The sequence below is a fragment of the Janthinobacterium leeuwenhoeki genome, assembly GCF_051380795.1.
Taxonomy (GTDB): domain Bacteria; phylum Pseudomonadota; class Gammaproteobacteria; order Burkholderiales; family Burkholderiaceae_D; genus Janthinobacterium.
This window is the reverse complement of record NZ_JBNYXT010000031.1, coordinates 23567-38239: the sequence shown is the minus strand read 5'-3', so window position 1 is coordinate 38239 and position 14673 is coordinate 23567. Positions and strand designations below refer to the sequence as shown.

Sequence of the window (14673 nt, the reverse complement as noted above, 5' to 3'; positions counted from 1 at the left end):
TACCGAACGGTATGAAACAAGATAAAAAAGAAGCAGCGGCCAAGGCGAAAACGGGGCGGCCGCGCACCTTCGACGCGGACGAAGCGCTCGATTGCGCCATGAAAGTGTTCTGGGAAAAAGGCTATGAGGGCAGTTCCCTGCCGGAATTGACGAAAGCCATGGGCATGAACCGGCCCAGCCTGTATGCCGTCTTCGGCAACAAGGAGCAATTATTCCACAAGGCGTTGGAGCGCTACAGCGACACGCGCATGCGGTTTTTCGATGCGGCGCTGGAGCAGCCGACGGCGCGCCAGGTGGTGGAAGCCTTGCTGACGCAATATGTTGACGCGCAAACCATGCCCGATGGCCCGCACGGCTGCATGGGCGTCAATGCGGCGCTGGCCTGCAGCGACGATGCCTTGCCGATCCGCGATGAATTGTTTGCGCGCCGGCTGCGCGGTGAAATCAAATTGCGCGACCGTTTGCGGCGCGCCAGGGAAGAGGGTGATTTGCCGCCCGATTCCTGTCCGGAGCAGCAGGCGCGCTTTGTCGTGACCCTGTCGCAGGGCATGGCCATCCAGGCCGCCGCCGGCGTCTCGCGCGAGCAATTGCAGCAGATGGTCGGATTGCTGCTGCGCAACTGGCCGCTGTAACTACTCTGTCGGGGCGATGGTCTTGGCCAGTTCGCTGGGCGCCTTGCGCCGCCAGGCGGCCGTCAGGGCGGCGGCCAGCATGTCCAGCTCGGCGTCCGCCAGGCGCACCGTGATGCCGGCCAGGCGTTCGCCCCACCAGAGTTTCTCGCAGCCCGCTGGCGTGATGACGGTGGCGATATGCGCCGCTTCCGCATCGAGCAGTACGTTGATGTGCTCGTCGTCGGGCAGGGTGGCAAAGATCTTCCCGCCCACGCGGAAGGCCGGACGCTCGTGGTGTTCTTCCTCGGTGGTGTCGGGAAACGACAGTGCCAGATAGCGTAGTTCTTCCAGGTCGACCATTTCCTCTTCCCCCCTCATCGGACAGATAGCTGCATGGGTGCATTTTGCCATGCTGTTTCGCCCAGTGGTGCAGCGGCATGTGAAAAGAAATGCGCAAGATGCGACAGTGGCGGGCTGCTCTGTGGTACCGCCGCGACACGCCACGGGCTACCGAGATGGGCGTATGGCCAGTGCGCCAGAGCGAGAGTTGGCACTTTCCTGTGCCGGGAAGGATATTGCTAGAAAAATATCTCTCATGGTTAAAAGAAAAATACTTTTCCTTTTGGAAATTTAAGATAGAATACGCTCATCGTCTTACCTGACCCGTCAATCGACTGGCCTTGTCCCGGGAACCCGAACCCTTTCCAGGACGCTTGCAGTGTCGTCATGGCACGCTGCAAGTCCGCAGTTTCACGCGGAAGTCCACGCCACAGACCGCTCATCCTTGCAATTCTTGCGCTAAGCCGGCACGCCTCAATGCAGCGTGTATTCAGCTCCAGTGCTCCTAGCTGCCCTCACTGAATACTTACTTACTGGATACCATCATGAAAAACTTGCCTAAAATCGCCTTGTCCCTGATCGCTGTCGGTGTGTTTGCCCACGCGAACGCCAGCACCATCACCCTGTCCACCGGCTACTCGAACGCTGGCGCGCAAGCTTCCGCCGCCGCTTATCAGGCAGTGGTGAATGCCGCCGTGGCCACGCCGGGCGCCGGTTATGGCTCGACCTCGGTCGCCAGCTATAACAACGTCGATAACAGCAGCCTGTTTGGCAGCGCTTCGAATATCGCTTTCAAATCGACCATCAACTTCGGCGTCAGCGCGGCCAATGCCGGTGCGTGGAGCTTCCGCACCGGCGTCGATTTCGGCAAGGGCGGCGCCTTGTTCCTCGACGGCGTGGCGCTGGACTTCAAGAGCAATGACATGTGGTGGGCAGGCAACTACAACAATGGCAGCCAGTTCCTTGGCGGTTCGAGATCCCTGTCGGCCGGCAACCATACCCTGAGCATCTTCGGCCTGGAAGGCTGCTGCGATGGCGGCCAGCAAGCGCAGTTCAAGGCGGGCAATAACAATTTCGTCAGCTTCGGCGCCAATGATGGCTTGATCTCGGCAGTCCCTGAGCCAACCACCTACGCCATGCTGTTGATCGGCCTGGGCTTGCTGGGCTTTACGGCGCGCCGCAAGCAGGAAGCCAAGTTCTAAGCGCAAGTTCTAAGCAGTAATAAAAAGCCCGCCGGTCTGTCAGGACACGGCGGTTTTTTTTTGCATGCGCGTTGTCAGTCGCCGCCGTCTTCGTCTTCGTCGGCACCCTTGGCCGCCTTGCCCCGCTCGGCGTCGACGGCGCGCTGCAGGCTGGCCGCATCGCGCAAGAAGGCGTCCGTCGTGTGATCCGGGCTCAGGCGCAAGGCGGGCGGGTAGATCGCGGACATATACTGCTCGTCGGCCAGGCGGCCGCTGCTCTGCAGGTTGCTCAGCAGGATCAGGGTCGAGCCGAGGATGGCCAGCACGATGGCAACGAGGCCGAAGCGGCGCGGATGCTGCGGCTTGATCGTGCACAAATGGTAGTAGATCATGGCGCATACAATGACGATAAACATATGCCGTCCGTAGCGCGTCAGCACTTCCAGCGACAGCGCATACGCCGCCACATTGCTGCCCAGTTCCCACACTTCCATGGCCAGCAAGCCGCAGCCGATGATGAACAGGTGGCGGCCGAAGCGCGCCACATGGCCAAACAAACGGTTTGCCACGGCCCAGATCGACGCCCACACGAGGCCGCCGGCCAGCGCGTAGGCGATGATCATCAGGTAGGAAATCGGCTCGAAGGCGTCCGCATCACTGAGCCAGTTGCTGAAGGCGGCCGAGGCGCCGATCATGGCCAGGCCGGCGACGGCGGGGTGCAAGCCTTCCCAGTCGTGCCTGGTCGTGTCGCCCAGTTCGGGCGCCACGGGATGGTCGCTGGCGCGCACGCGCAGACGCGTGTGGCCCAGGCGCACGATGCTGTTGCCAGTCATGGCCACTTGCAGTTGCCGCTGCCCCCGGTGGATCACGCCATTCTGGCTGCCCAGGTCGCGCAGCAGCAGGCCGCCTGCGCCGTCGTCCTCGACGATGGCGTGCGCGGCGGCCGTATGCGCATCGTCGAGGATGAAGTCGTTGTCATAGCCGCGCCCGATACGGATCGGCAGGGATGCAATCGGCTGGCGTTGCCGCACTTCGCCATTCTCGGCGAGGATTTCGATGAAATAGGGCGGCTTCATGGCTTGCGCCCACTTTCCCGCGATAGCGCTTCGAGGAAGGTGCGCGTGACGCGCATGCCGTTGGCGTAGGACACGCCGCGCGCGTCGATGCGGCTTTGCAGGCTCATGAGTGGCTCATCGGTACTGGCGGCCAGCAGGGCAAAGTCGTACAGGCCCGTCAACTTGCGGTAGGCGCGCACGCACAGGACGGCGCGCAAGGGCAGGGTCTTGTTCTTGACGAACTGTTCGGTGCAATGGGGCCCCGTCAGGTGGGCGCTTTTGTAGCTGCCGAAACTTTCATTCTTGAACGAAGCGCTGGCCAGCTCCGAGAAGCGCAGGGCGCCCAGTTCGCTGCTGCGCAAGAATTCATGGCGCATCGACACTTGTCCCGTCTGCAGGGCGCCAGAGATGAAGATGGCCGATTCCATGGCGCAGCTGGTGTTGTCGAGCATATAGGGCTTGTCGGACTTGACGTTGGAACGGCCCCAGCAGCGCATCTGGTCGGATTCGCGCACGGGCACGCGGTACGGGCCCATGGCTTTCAGGCTCAAGGGCGTGCCCAGCAGGCGCGCCAGCATGACTTCCTGGTGCGCCAGCAGCTGTGCCGTCACCAGCGGCTTGAAGTCCTTCGGCGGCTTGCCTTGCTGGGCCACCTTGGCCAGCAATTGCTGGGCATAGCGGGCGGGCACGAGAAAACTGACGAGTTCACCATCGAGGCGTTTCGAGACATTGATGCCGGCGACGTCGCCATTCGCGGTGACGCTGGGGCCGCCGCTCATGCCGGAATTGATCGGCCCCGTAAACATCAGCTGATCGTAGAAGCTGCGCGTGACGACGCCGTTGTACGAGCCTTCCGAGATGGCGAAGCCGAGGTCCAGCGGATTGCCCATCGAGTACAGGTACTGGCCCTGCGTCAGGGGCGCCAGCGGCTCGGGCATCTTGAAAAAACCCGTGCCGTGGCGGTTCACGCGCAGCACGGCCAGGTCGTGCAGCACGTCCACGGCCAGCAATTCGACATTGCCGCGCTGGCCGCTGGTGTCGACCCATTCGCCCACATAGGTATCCGGCTCGAGGGCGAATTGCGACACGACGTGATAGTTGCTCACCACCAGGTCGCCCGTGCCGATCAAAAAGCCCGAGCCGACGGACGACTGCGTGCGGCCGTTTTTCAGCAGCACGCGCACTTGCAGGATATCGGCGCGCGCGGCCGTGTACAGCTTTTGCGCGGCGGACGAAGGCGGCGGCAGGGCCGCATGCTCGGTGGCGGCGGGCGCGGCGGTGGCCGGCGGCGGTTTGATGGGGGGAGTCGAAGCGGTGGGGGGCGCCGCTGGCGCAGGCGCCGGGGCCGCGTGTGCGCCAGCGCCAGCGCACAGGCTGGCCAGCAAGCAGGCGTAGTTAGATAATTTCATGCATCCTTTATGCGTGAGCAGGAGCGAAGCGGGCGCGGGCCGGCGCCCAGGTGACGCGCCGCCGCGCGCCGGCCCGGGAATTACAGGGCGCCGTCTTCCAGCGCCGGCGCCGTTTCCGGCGTCATCATGTGACCCAGCTTGCTTTGCTTGGTATTCAGGTAGTGCTGGTTGAAGGCGTTGCGGTTGACCAGCAACGGCACCCGTTCGGCCACCGTGATGCCCAGCGCTTCCATGGCGGCGATCTTGCGCGGGTTGTTCGTCATCAAACGCAGGCTGTGGATGCCGAACTGCGCAAACATGGGCTGGCACAAGGTGTAGTTGCGCGCGTCGGCCTTGAAGCCCAGCTGTTCATTCGCCTGCACCGTGTCGGCGCCGGCCTCTTGCAGGCGGTAGGCGCGGATCTTGTTGATCAGGCCGATGCCACGCCCTTCCTGGCGCAGGTACAGCAAAATGCCGCGGCCTTCCTCGGCGATGCGTTTCAAGGCGCCTTCGAGCTGCGCGCCGCAGTCGCAGCGCTGGGAAAACAGCACGTCGCCCGTCAGGCACTCGGAATGCACGCGCGCCAGCACCGGTTCGCCGTTGCCGATATCACCCAGCACCATGGCCAGGTGTTCCTTGCCCGTGGCGTGTTCGACAAAGGCGTGCAGGGTGAACTGGGCCCACGGCGTCGGCAGTGCGCAGGAAGTCGTGTAATCCAATTCGCCTGTCGCCAGGAGGTCTGCGCCGCTTTGCATGGTTGTGCTCATATAAGTAATTATCAAAAATAAAAGGCGCGCCACACCACTCCGATGCCGGCGCGCCTTGCCATCATACCAAAAAGCAGGGAAACGTTTTCCCCCGCTGCCATTCGGTCGTTGCAATGTCGGGTGATAAGCCTTACTTAGGGGCACTTCCTCCTTTTACAAGGTGAATTGCTGGCTTTGCCTGGCGGATGCCTCCGCCAGGCACGGGACATCAGCTGCCGATGCGTCCGCCGTCGTTCTTGGTGATCACGATGGTGGCCGAGCGTGGCCGCTTGCCGGCGCCATAACCGGCGTTGGCCGGCCACTGGCTCGTGTATTTGGACGGATCGCCGATATTGGCCAGCGCAGTGTTTTCGCCCGGATGCTGGATGTTGATGAACATGGTCTTGCCATCAGGCGTTTCGCTGATGCCCGTGATTTCCGAGCCGACCGGCCCTACCAGGAAGCGCTTGAGCGTGTCGGCCGTGGGTTTCTTGCCGATGAAGGTGTCGACCGCCAGGTTGCCGCCGGCTGCCGTGGCATAGTTCAGGGTGGACTTGGCGCCGTCGCCGACCTTGCCGGGGATGGCTGCCAGCATCATGCAGTTGGTCACATCCGTGTAGGCGCCGTCGTCGGTCTGGATCCAGCAGATGCCCGTGTAGGGGCTGAAGGCCAGGCCGTCCGGGCTCGAGAAATCCTGGTCGGCCGTCAGGTTCGACAGGTTGATCTTGCTGGCGTCGGCGCCGCTCTCGGCGCCAAACAGGTAGACATCCCAGGTAAAGCTGGTGGCTGCGGCTGCGCCCGTGCCTTCCTTGAAGCGGATGATATGGCCGTTCGGGTTGCCGTTCTGCGCGCTGCTGCCCTTCATGTCCGTGTAGGCGCGCGGGTTGGCGCTGTCCGGCGCCAGCTGCGACGAGCCGCTCGGGTTGACGGTGCGGTTCGAGTTGTTGGTCAGCGTGTAATAGATCTCGCCATTCGCCGGGTTGACCGAGCACCATTCCGGACGGTCCATCTTCGTCGCGCCCACGGCGTCGGCCGCCAGGCGGGCATTCACCAGCACATCGGCCAGGTCGGCGAATTTGTAGGCGCTGTACGCCTGGATCAGCGCGTTCGACATGGCCAGCTCGATCCACTGGCCCGTGCCGTCGGCGGCCAGCTTGGCCACGTACAGCTTGCCCGAATCGAGGTATTTGTCGCCGGTGGCCATGCGGTCGGCCGGGTTGGCGTCTGCGGCGGCCCACACGGCCGTCGTGACGAACTTGTAGATGTATTCGTTGCGCGAATCGTCGCCCATGTAGACGGCCAACTGCTGGCCCACGGCCGGCACGCTGAAGGCGGCGCTTTCGTGCGCGTAGCGGCCCAGCGCCGTGCGCTTGCGGATGGCACGGGTCTTGTCATACGGGTCCATCTCGACGATGTAGCCCATGCCGTTCAATTCATTGCGGTAGTCGTCGCTGCCATTGGCGGAGGTGCCAATCTTGCTCAGATTCCAGCGCGCGTACTTGTCGTCGCTGCCGCCCGTTTCCCAGCCGTGGCGCGAGCCGGCGCCCTGGCTGCGGCCATAGCGGTTCAGCGAAGCGACGGACTTGTCGCCGCGCGCGGCGTTGTCGGTGGCCGAGCGGGTGAAATAGCCGGCCCAGTTTTCTTCGCCGGAAAGGTAGCTGCCCCAAGGCGACTTGCCCGTGCCGCAGTTGTTGATGGTGCCGCGCGTCTTGGTGCCGGTCGGCGAATACTTGGTCACCACGAGGGCGTTGCCGCGCACGGGGCCGGAGATTTCGATGTCCGTCAGCGGCGTGACGCGGCGGTTGAAAGCGGAATCGTTGACGGTGGCCCAGGCGCTGCCCGTCTTCTTGACTTCGACCACGCTCAGGCCGTGGACGGCCACTTCCTTGTCGACTTCGGCGGCGGGACGCGGCAGCGAGGTGGTGCCGCCATTCACGTGCAGGAAGTGCGAGGACAGTTTTTCGTCGGTGGTTGCTTCGTGGTTCATCGCCAGCAAGCCCCGCTCGGCGCCGGACGCCAGCGGCGCGCCGGCGGCGGACAGGCCGTAGTATTCCATGCCGTCGTGGTGGTCGCCGGCGCGGTTGTCGAAATCGGTATCGCTGCCGTCGTTCTTGTAGGCGGGCGTGGCCGCGCGCAGCGAGTCGCCCAGCGCATACAGGGCCGTGGCCGTGTAGCCGGCAGGCACCGACACGACGTCAGCCAGGCTTTTCGGCACGGCCGTGAAGGCCAGCAGTTTTTCCGGCGTTGGCGTCGGTGTCGGCGTCGGCGTGACGGCGGCTGCATCGCTGCCGCCGCCGCAAGCGGACAATCCCATCGAACCCATGACGGCGGTAGCGGCCGTGACGGCGCTGCCGCGCAACCAGTTGCGGCGGCTCAGGCGGGCGTTCAGGATGCTGTTGAAGTGGTTGTCGTGGGACGCGTTGCTGTCAATGTCGTTCAGATCGGTGGCGCTGATGGCCAGATCGTTGGGCTTGTTCATGGGCTGCGATGTCCTGTGGTTGCGTGATTAAATGGCAATCGCATGATAATCAGCTAATGTGACAGCGCCATGTCAGCTTGATGACAAAACGGTGACAGGCAGCCCCCGGCCTTATCTGGCCTGGCGAAAACCGCGCTCCACCAGCAGCAACATGCCGCCAAAGATGGACAGGTTCTTCAGGAAGTTCGTCAGCTGGTCCTGGAAGTGGGCCGCATCGGCGCTCCAGAAGGCGTGGAAGATCACCGTGGTGGGGATCAGGAACAGCGCCAGGGCCAGCGCCGCCCAGCGCGCCTGCCAGCCCGTGATCAGCAGCAGGCCACCGCCCACTTCCAGGATAATCACCCCCACCAGCAAGATATTGGCGATTGGCAAGCCCTGGCTGGCCATGTAGCCGGCCACACCCGCAAAGCCGCCGATTTTCAGCAAGCCCGAGACAAAGAACAGCACGCCAAGGGCGGCACGGCCGAGGGGGAGCAATACGTTGGTTCTGTTTTCCATGATTTTCTCTTCCTGTATATTTAGCTGTTAATTATTTTGGCAGGTCGAAGAGCAGAAATTCCGCGTCTTCCGGCTGGGTAATTGTCACGCTGGCCTCTTGCGTCAGTTTCAGCGCATCGCCCGCTTTCAGTGGCGTGCCGTTGACGACCAGGCTGCCACGGATCAGGTGCACATAGGCGTGGCGGCCTTCTTCCAGCGCATGTTCGGCCTGTTCGCCTTGCTGCAGGATGCTGGCGTAGATGGCCGCATCCTGGTGGATCAGCACGGAACCCTGGCGACCGTCGGAGGAGGCGATCAAACGCAGCTTGCCGCGTTTGCTTTCCGGCGTGAAGTGTTTCTCTTCATAGCTGGGCGGAATGCCCGTCACGTTCGGCTGGATCCAGATCTGCAGGAAGTGCAAGCCATCCGTGTTTGAATGGTTGAACTCGCTGTGGCGCACGCCGCTGCCGGCGCTCATGCGCTGCACATCGCCGTAGTGCAGGACGGAGCCGGTACCCATGCTGTCCTTGTGTTCCAGGGCGCCGTCGAGCACATACGAAATGATTTCCATGTCGCGGTGGCCGTGCGTGCCGAAACCCTGGCCAGGCGTGACCCGGTCTTCATTGATTACCAGCAGGGGGCCGAAGCCCATGTGCAAGGGATCATGGTAGCTGCCGAAGGAAAAGCTGTGGTGGGAGTTGAGCCAGCCGTGGTTGGCGGCGCCGCGTTCTTCGCTATGACGAATCTGTAACATGGTGGACTCCGTTTCTAAAGGTTAATGTGCGATAATTTCGAAGGGCCGTTGCCTGGCGCTACGCCGTGGCTTTTCTCTGCCCTTCGCTGTACGATGAACAAAGTATAGGCGCCTGCGCAGGGAAAGAAAAACGGAAAATCTACCGCGCTATGATCGAAAAAATCGAATGTTAAGACTGAGCCTGGAAGCGCTGCAAATCGTCGACGCCATCGACCGCCGCGGATCGTTCTCGTCGGCGGGCAAGGAGTTGCATAAAGTCCCGTCTACCATTTCCTATACGGTGGCCAAGCTGGAAGACGACCTGGGCGTGCAAGTGTTCCAGCGCAATGGCCCGAAAGTCATGCTGACGGCGGCCGGCCAGGAGTTGCTGAAAGAGGGCCGTTATTTGTTGAAGGCGGCACAGGACCTTGAGCACCGCGTGCGAAGGGTAGCGTCCGGCTGGGAGACGGAATTGTCCATCGGCATCGATTCCATGTTTTCCGCCGTGGCCCTGGCCGACGACGTGCGCGCCTTTTACGGCGTGGCGCAGCAGACGCGTTTGCGCCTGTCGCAAGACACCTTGTCGGGCACCTGGGAAGCGCTGCTGGACCGGCGCGTCGACTTGCTGGTGGGTGCGCCCGGCGACGGGCCAGCCGGTGGCGGTTATATCGCGCAGCCGATCGGCATGCTCGACTTCGTGTTTACTGTGGCGCCCACGCATCCGCTGGCGCAGGTGGCGGAACCCTTGTCGCGCGGCCACCTGCAGCAGCATCGCGCCGTGGTGGTGGCCGATTCGGCGCGCCAGATGGCGCCGCGCACGGTGGGACTGCTGCTGGGACAAGATGCCTTGAGCGTGCCGAACATGCAGGTCAAGTTCGATTACCAGGTGCTGGGGCTGGGTTTTGGCTTCCTGCCGGGGCCGTGCGCCCGCGCCGCCATCGCGCGCGGCTTGCTGGTAGAAAAGGCCGTGGAAGAGCCAAAACCATCGGAAACGTTTTACCTGGCGTGGCGCGTGGGCGAGGATGGCGCCGCGCTGCGCTGGTGGATGGCGCGCATGCGCGAACCGCATGTGTTTGCCCGCCTGGCGCAGCATCTGCCGGGCCATTCGGCCCAGGCCTTAAAATGTTGACATACGCCAACACTTTTAAGTTACCATATTCACAGTATTTCCGGCCCGACCTCCACGCCCCACAGTGGGATTTTGATGATTACACACACCGCAGCGCCCCTGATAGTTTCCCCTGACCTGGCTTTAGAGTGGGGATGCCATGCTTGAGGCGAAGGTTGCGCTGTGCCTGCGCCTGGCCGAGGATGCCCGTGAACAGGCGGGGCCGCAGCAGGCCGCCACCCTGGCGCGGCTGGAGGAAGAGCTGGAGCGGCTGCGCGGCGCCAGCCGGCCCGTGGTGCGCGTGGCGCCCCCCGACGCCTTGCTGGAAATCGATCCCGACGGCTTTTTGATCGGCTGGAACCATGGCGCCGAACAGATGTTCGGCTATTCCGAACTGGAAGCGCTGGGCCAGCACATCCTGTTTTTGTATCCGGAAGACGACGCGGAAGCGAGCGTGCTGGAGCTGCATTTCACGCAGGGCGACGTGGCCACCGATGTGCGCCGGCGCAAGAAGTCGGGCATGGTGACGTGGTTGCGCATGCACCGCCACGTGATCTTCGACCAGGCTGGCAAGGCATGCGGCACGGCCGTGCGCCTGTCGGCCATGAGCGAGCCGCTGTCCGACGTCGACAAGGTGAGGTTGCACGCGCGCATCATCGAAGATAGCGAGCAAGCCGTGCTGATCACGGATGCGGAAGAGCGCATCGTCTCGATCAACAGTTCCTTTAGCCGCATCACCGGCTACTCGCCGGCCGAAGCCATCGGCCGCACGCCGGACTTGCTGCGCTCGGGCGTGCACGACCCCGATTTCCGCGCCAAGGTGCGCGCCGCCATGCGGGGACACGGTTCCTGGCGCGGCGAAATCATCGGCAAGCGCAAGAATGGCGAACTGTTCCCGCAAGACGTCACCATCAGCGTCGTGCGTGACGAGTTCGGCGAAATCAGCCACGTGTTTTCCCTGTTTTCCGATATCTCGGTGCACAAGGATGCCGAGGCGCGCATGCAGCGCATGGCCAACTACGACAGCCTGACGGGCTTGCCCAACCGCTGCCTGCTGAATCAATTGGTCGACCAGGGCCTGGCCGAAGCGAAACGCCAGGGCTCGCATGGCGCGCTGATGGTCATCGACATCAGCCGCATCGGTTCCATCAGCGATACCCTGGGCCATGAAGTGGGCGACCAGTTGGTGATCGCCATCGGTCAGCTGTTCCGTGGCGCCCTGCGCGACGCCGACATCCTGGCGCGGGTCGACAACAGCAAGTTCGTCGTCGCCCTGCTGCATATCGAAAAGCGCGAACACGCGGCGAATGTGGCGCAAAAGCTGCTCAACCTGCTTGAAGCGCCGATCAATATCGATACGCACGCCCTGCACGTGGGCGCCAGTATCGGCATTACCGTGTATCCGGAAGACGGCATGGAAGCGCCGGCCCTGTTCCGTTTTGCCGACGTGGCCGTGGCCAAGGCGGGCCAGACCATCGAATCGACCTTCCTGTTTTACCGCGAAGACATGAACCGCAGGGCCAAGGAACATTTGCGCCTGGAAAGCGAAATGCGCCTGGCCTTGGGCGACAAGGAGCTGGAATTGCATTACCAGCCGAAAGTGAGCCTGGCCAGCGGACGCATCGTGGGCGCGGAAGCCTTGCTGCGCTGGAAGCATCCGATGCGCGGCATGGTCTCGCCGGGCGTCTTCATCCCCGTCGCCGAGGAAACTAGTTTAATTTTAGAACTGGGCACTTGGGTGCTGGACGAGGCCTGCCGCCAGATCCGCAGCTGGGAAGACCGGGGCCTGCACATGCCGGCCATCGCCGTCAATCTGTCGGCGCGCCAGTTCGATGAACAGTTGCCGGCGCGCATAGCGGCCGTGCTGGAACGCTATGGCGTGCGGCCCGACCAGATCATGCTGGAAATCACGGAAAGCCTGTTGATGCGCGGCGCCGACAAGGTCATCGACATCATGAATCAGCTGGTGGCCATGGGCCTGGCGCTGGCGCTGGACGACTTCGGCACCGGCTATTCCAGCCTGGCGTATCTGAAGAAATTCCCCATCAGCACATTGAAAATCGACCGCTCGTTTGTCATCGGCTTGCCCTTCGAGGAAAACGATTGCGCCATCGCCCGCGCCATCGTCACCATGGCGCAGCAGCTGCGCCAGGAAATCGTCGCCGAAGGGGTGGAAACGGCCGAGCAGATGCGTTTCCTGCGCGAACTCGGTTGCGACCAGCTGCAAGGCTATCTGTTCAGCCCAGCCGTGCCGGCGGCGGAATTCGAGCTGATGCTCGATGAAGGCCGGCAGTTGCGGCTGGACGCGGCGGTGGCTTAAGCAACGCTCAAGTTCACTTTTTCCAGCAGGTAATCGAGCATCACGCGCACGCGGGCGGGCACTTGCAGGCCCGGCCCCACGAAGACGGCGTGCACGAGTTCCTTGTCGCCCGGATTGTAGTCCTGCAGCACGGGTATCAAATCGCCTTGCGCAATATCGCGCTGCACATGCTGGCGCGAAAAGCGTCCCAGTCCCATGCCCGCCAGCACCAGCTGGCGCATGCTTTCCCCATCGCTGACGCAAGTATTGCCTTGCGGCGCCACTTGCATGATGTTGCCAGCCTCATCGAGGAAGGGCCAGTTTTCGTTCTGGCAGCGGAAGTTGAATGCCAGCAGATTGTGCTTCGATAAGTCCTGCGGCGTGCGCGGCAGGCCGTGGCGCGCCACGTAGGCAGGGGCGGCGACGACGACCATCGCGTCTTCGCCCAGTTTCCGCGCCACCAGATTTGATTCCTTCAGCTTGCCCGTGCGGATGGCGATGTCGGTGCGGTCTTCCAGCAAGTCGACGATGGCGTCGCTGACGACGACGTCAAGCACGATGTCGGGATAGCGCTGCGCGAACTCGGGCAGGATGGGCAGCAGATGGCGCACGCCGAACGGCACGAAACAATTGATGCGCAAGCGCCCGCGCGGCGCCGCCCCTTGCGCCGCTTCGCGCTCGGCGCCATCGATATCGTCGAGGATGCGCTTGCATTGCACAAAGAAGGCGTCGCCCTCGGGCGTGGTGTGCAACTGGCGCGTGCTGCGCTGGAGCAGACGGGCGCCGAGCCGCGCTTCCAGGCGATTGACGAGCTTGCTGACGGCCGATGGCGTCAAGTCCAGGCGGCGCGCGGCGGCGGAAAAGGCGCCCGTTTCCACCACAGCGGCAAACACGGCCATCTCGAACGCTCGGTTGATGTCTTGCCGCGCCATTATTGAATCCATTTCACAGGTGTTTCCATTATTAGAGTCTATATCAAAAGCACTTGCATCGATACACTGGCTGGCTTGAACTCTGCCGGAGAAATCCATGACCACCGCAAGCCCTGTTTCACCTCCAGCCAGCAAGATGCCGCCCGGCGTGCTGGCGCTGGCCGTCGGCGCCTTTGCCATCGGCGTCACCGAATTCATCGTCGTCGGCATCCTGCCCACCATCGCGAAAGATTTGCATATTTCCATCGAATCGGCCGGCTCGCTGGTGAGCCTGTATGCGCTGGCGCTGGCCATCGGCACGCCGCTGCTGGTGCTGCTGATGTCGCGTTTGCCGCGCAAGGCGGCCCTGCTGGGGCTGATGAGCGTGTTCCTCGCCGGCAACTTGCTGGCGGCCTTTTCCCACACGTTTGAACTATTGCTGCTGGGCCGGGTCATTACGGCCGTGGCGCACGGCACCTTCTTTGCCATCGGCGCCACCGTGGCCGCCAGCCTGGTCAGCAAGGCGCAGACGGGTAGGGCGATTTCCGTGATGTTTGCGGGATTGACTTTGGCCATGGTGATCGGCGTACCGTTCGGCAGTTTCCTGGGCAACCTGATGGGCTGGCGCTTGCCTTTCTTTGCCGTCGTCGTGCTCGCTGCGCTGGGCCTGGTGGCCATGGCGCGCTGGCTGCCGGCCAATTTAGCGCAAGGCAAGGGCGGCAAGGTCATGACGCAGCTGGCGGCCCTCGGCAGCGGTCCCATTTTGACCATGATGGCGGTGACCACATTGGGCTTCGGCAGCAGCTTTGCCGCTTTTACGTTCATAACGCCCATCCTGACGGAGGTGACGGGCTTTTCCGCCACCATGGCCAGCGCCTTGCTGATCGTCTTTGGCGCCGCCACCTTTGCCGGCAACCTGGCGGGCGGCTACCTGACCAGTCACCTGGGCTGGCAAAAGGCCTTGCGCCTGATGCTGCTGTTGCTGGCAGTCACGCAAGCGGGCGTGGCGCTGAGCATCGCTTCGCCCTTGATGATGACGGTGATGCTGTTCGTCTGGGGCGTGTTCGCCTTCGGCCTGTCGCCCGCCCTGCAGGCCGGCATGCTGGCCACGGCAGAACGCTACACGCCGCAAGCGGTCGACTTCGCCTCGGGCCTGAATATTTCCGCGTTTAATCTGGGCATTTCCTTCGGCTCGATGCTCGGTGCGTTAATGGTGTCGCGCCAGATGATGGCGTCGTCGCCATGGGCCGGCGTAGCTGCCGCATTGCTCGCCTTGCTGCCGCTGGCGTGGCTGGCGCGCAAGAAGCTGGCCGCCCATGTGGCGGGTGCGGCCGTGCACTGAGGGC

General features: G+C 63.1%; 13 protein-coding genes. 5 read left to right on the top strand and 8 right to left on the bottom strand.

Going from position 1 to position 14673, the window contains the following annotated elements:
- Positions 1-11 precede the first annotated feature (11 nt).
- Positions 12-632, top strand: coding sequence for a TetR/AcrR family transcriptional regulator (locus tag ACQ4WS_RS20215; protein WP_436478837.1), 621 nt, complete (start codon positions 12-14; stop codon positions 630-632).
- On the opposite strand, the gene ACQ4WS_RS20210 is transcribed toward ACQ4WS_RS20215, so the two are convergent.
- Entirely contained in the window at positions 633-1022 is a 390-nt protein-coding gene (locus tag ACQ4WS_RS20210) for an MmcQ/YjbR family DNA-binding protein (RefSeq protein WP_436478836.1), read from the bottom strand.
- A 473-nt stretch (positions 1023-1495) separates the two neighbouring features.
- Between ACQ4WS_RS20210 and ACQ4WS_RS20205 the strand changes: the two genes are divergently transcribed.
- Complete coding sequence (locus ACQ4WS_RS20205) at positions 1496-2152, top strand: CCXG family PEP-CTERM protein (protein WP_436478835.1); 657 nt, start codon at positions 1496-1498, stop codon at positions 2150-2152.
- A 74-nt stretch (positions 2153-2226) separates the two neighbouring features.
- Here the strand turns inward: ACQ4WS_RS20205 and ACQ4WS_RS20200 are convergent, their stop codons facing one another.
- The 6 genes from ACQ4WS_RS20200 to ACQ4WS_RS20175 form a co-directional block, all read right to left on the bottom strand.
- A complete protein-coding gene (locus ACQ4WS_RS20200) occupies positions 2227-3207 on the bottom strand; it encodes an FHA domain-containing protein (RefSeq protein WP_436478834.1) in 981 nt (326 codons plus the stop codon).
- Positions 3204-4595, bottom strand: coding sequence for a S1 family peptidase (locus ACQ4WS_RS20195; RefSeq protein WP_436478833.1), 1392 nt, complete (start codon positions 4593-4595; stop codon positions 3204-3206). Before ACQ4WS_RS20195 ends, ACQ4WS_RS20200 begins: the two co-directional genes overlap by 4 nt.
- An 80-nt stretch (positions 4596-4675) precedes the next feature.
- Complete coding sequence (ribA, locus tag ACQ4WS_RS20190; protein ID WP_436478832.1) at positions 4676-5329, bottom strand: GTP cyclohydrolase II; 654 nt, start codon at positions 5327-5329, stop codon at positions 4676-4678.
- A gap of 220 nt (positions 5330-5549) precedes the next feature.
- Positions 5550-7799: a PhoX family protein gene (locus ACQ4WS_RS20185; protein ID WP_436478831.1), complete on the bottom strand. Its 2250-nt coding sequence runs from the start codon at positions 7797-7799 to the stop codon at positions 5550-5552.
- A gap of 111 nt (positions 7800-7910) precedes the next feature.
- Positions 7911-8297, bottom strand: coding sequence for a DoxX family protein (locus ACQ4WS_RS20180; protein WP_436478830.1), 387 nt, complete (start codon positions 8295-8297; stop codon positions 7911-7913).
- A 31-nt stretch (positions 8298-8328) separates the two neighbouring features.
- Positions 8329-9030 carry a pirin family protein gene (locus ACQ4WS_RS20175; RefSeq protein WP_436478829.1) on the bottom strand — a complete coding sequence of 234 codons (702 nt, stop codon included), beginning with the start codon at positions 9028-9030 and terminating at the stop codon, positions 8329-8331.
- Positions 9031-9196: 166 nt separating this feature from the next.
- Between ACQ4WS_RS20175 and ACQ4WS_RS20170 the strand changes: the two genes are divergently transcribed.
- The gene (locus tag ACQ4WS_RS20170; protein WP_436478828.1) at positions 9197-10138 is read left to right on the top strand and encodes a LysR family transcriptional regulator; all 942 of its coding nucleotides are present in this window, start codon (positions 9197-9199) and stop codon (positions 10136-10138) included.
- 139 nt (positions 10139-10277) lie between these two features.
- Positions 10278-12437, top strand: coding sequence for a putative bifunctional diguanylate cyclase/phosphodiesterase (locus tag ACQ4WS_RS20165; RefSeq protein WP_436478827.1), 2160 nt, complete (start codon positions 10278-10280; stop codon positions 12435-12437).
- On the opposite strand, the gene ACQ4WS_RS20160 is transcribed toward ACQ4WS_RS20165, so the two are convergent.
- Positions 12434-13360 carry a LysR family transcriptional regulator gene (locus ACQ4WS_RS20160; protein ID WP_436478826.1) on the bottom strand — a complete coding sequence of 309 codons (927 nt, stop codon included), beginning with the start codon at positions 13358-13360 and terminating at the stop codon, positions 12434-12436. The two genes, ACQ4WS_RS20165 and ACQ4WS_RS20160, sit on opposite strands and share 4 nt — an antisense overlap.
- An 85-nt stretch (positions 13361-13445) precedes the next feature.
- Here ACQ4WS_RS20160 and ACQ4WS_RS20155 point away from each other — a divergent pair, with 85 nt between their 5' ends.
- A complete protein-coding gene (locus ACQ4WS_RS20155) occupies positions 13446-14669 on the top strand; it encodes an MFS transporter (RefSeq protein ID WP_436478825.1) in 1224 nt (407 codons plus the stop codon).
- Positions 14670-14673 lie beyond the last annotated feature (4 nt).

Excerpts from the sequence above, each read along its gene's own strand:
- ACQ4WS_RS20165 (WP_436478827.1), top strand. The coding sequence starts at position 10,278 with ATGCTTGAGGCGAAGGTTGCGCTGTGCCTGCGCCTGGCCGAGGATGCC.
- ACQ4WS_RS20175 (WP_436478829.1), bottom strand. The coding sequence starts at position 9,030 with ATGTTACAGATTCGTCATAGCGAAGAACGCGGCGCCGCCAACCACGGC.
- ACQ4WS_RS20200 (WP_436478834.1), bottom strand. The coding sequence starts at position 3,207 with ATGAAGCCGCCCTATTTCATCGAAATCCTCGCCGAGAATGGCGAAGTG.
- ACQ4WS_RS20210 (WP_436478836.1), bottom strand. The coding sequence starts at position 1,022 with ATGGCAAAATGCACCCATGCAGCTATCTGTCCGATGAGGGGGGAAGAG.
- ACQ4WS_RS20205 (WP_436478835.1), top strand. The coding sequence starts at position 1,496 with ATGAAAAACTTGCCTAAAATCGCCTTGTCCCTGATCGCTGTCGGTGTG.
- ribA (WP_436478832.1), bottom strand. The coding sequence starts at position 5,329 with ATGCAAAGCGGCGCAGACCTCCTGGCGACAGGCGAATTGGATTACACG.
- ACQ4WS_RS20195 (WP_436478833.1), bottom strand. The coding sequence starts at position 4,595 with ATGAAATTATCTAACTACGCCTGCTTGCTGGCCAGCCTGTGCGCTGGC.
- ACQ4WS_RS20170 (WP_436478828.1), top strand. The coding sequence starts at position 9,197 with ATGTTAAGACTGAGCCTGGAAGCGCTGCAAATCGTCGACGCCATCGAC.
- ACQ4WS_RS20215 (WP_436478837.1), top strand. The coding sequence starts at position 12 with ATGAAACAAGATAAAAAAGAAGCAGCGGCCAAGGCGAAAACGGGGCGG.
- ACQ4WS_RS20160 (WP_436478826.1), bottom strand. The coding sequence starts at position 13,360 with ATGGATTCAATAATGGCGCGGCAAGACATCAACCGAGCGTTCGAGATG.
- ACQ4WS_RS20185 (WP_436478831.1), bottom strand. The coding sequence starts at position 7,799 with ATGAACAAGCCCAACGATCTGGCCATCAGCGCCACCGATCTGAACGAC.
- ACQ4WS_RS20155 (WP_436478825.1), top strand. The coding sequence starts at position 13,446 with ATGACCACCGCAAGCCCTGTTTCACCTCCAGCCAGCAAGATGCCGCCC.
- ACQ4WS_RS20180 (WP_436478830.1), bottom strand. The coding sequence starts at position 8,297 with ATGGAAAACAGAACCAACGTATTGCTCCCCCTCGGCCGTGCCGCCCTT.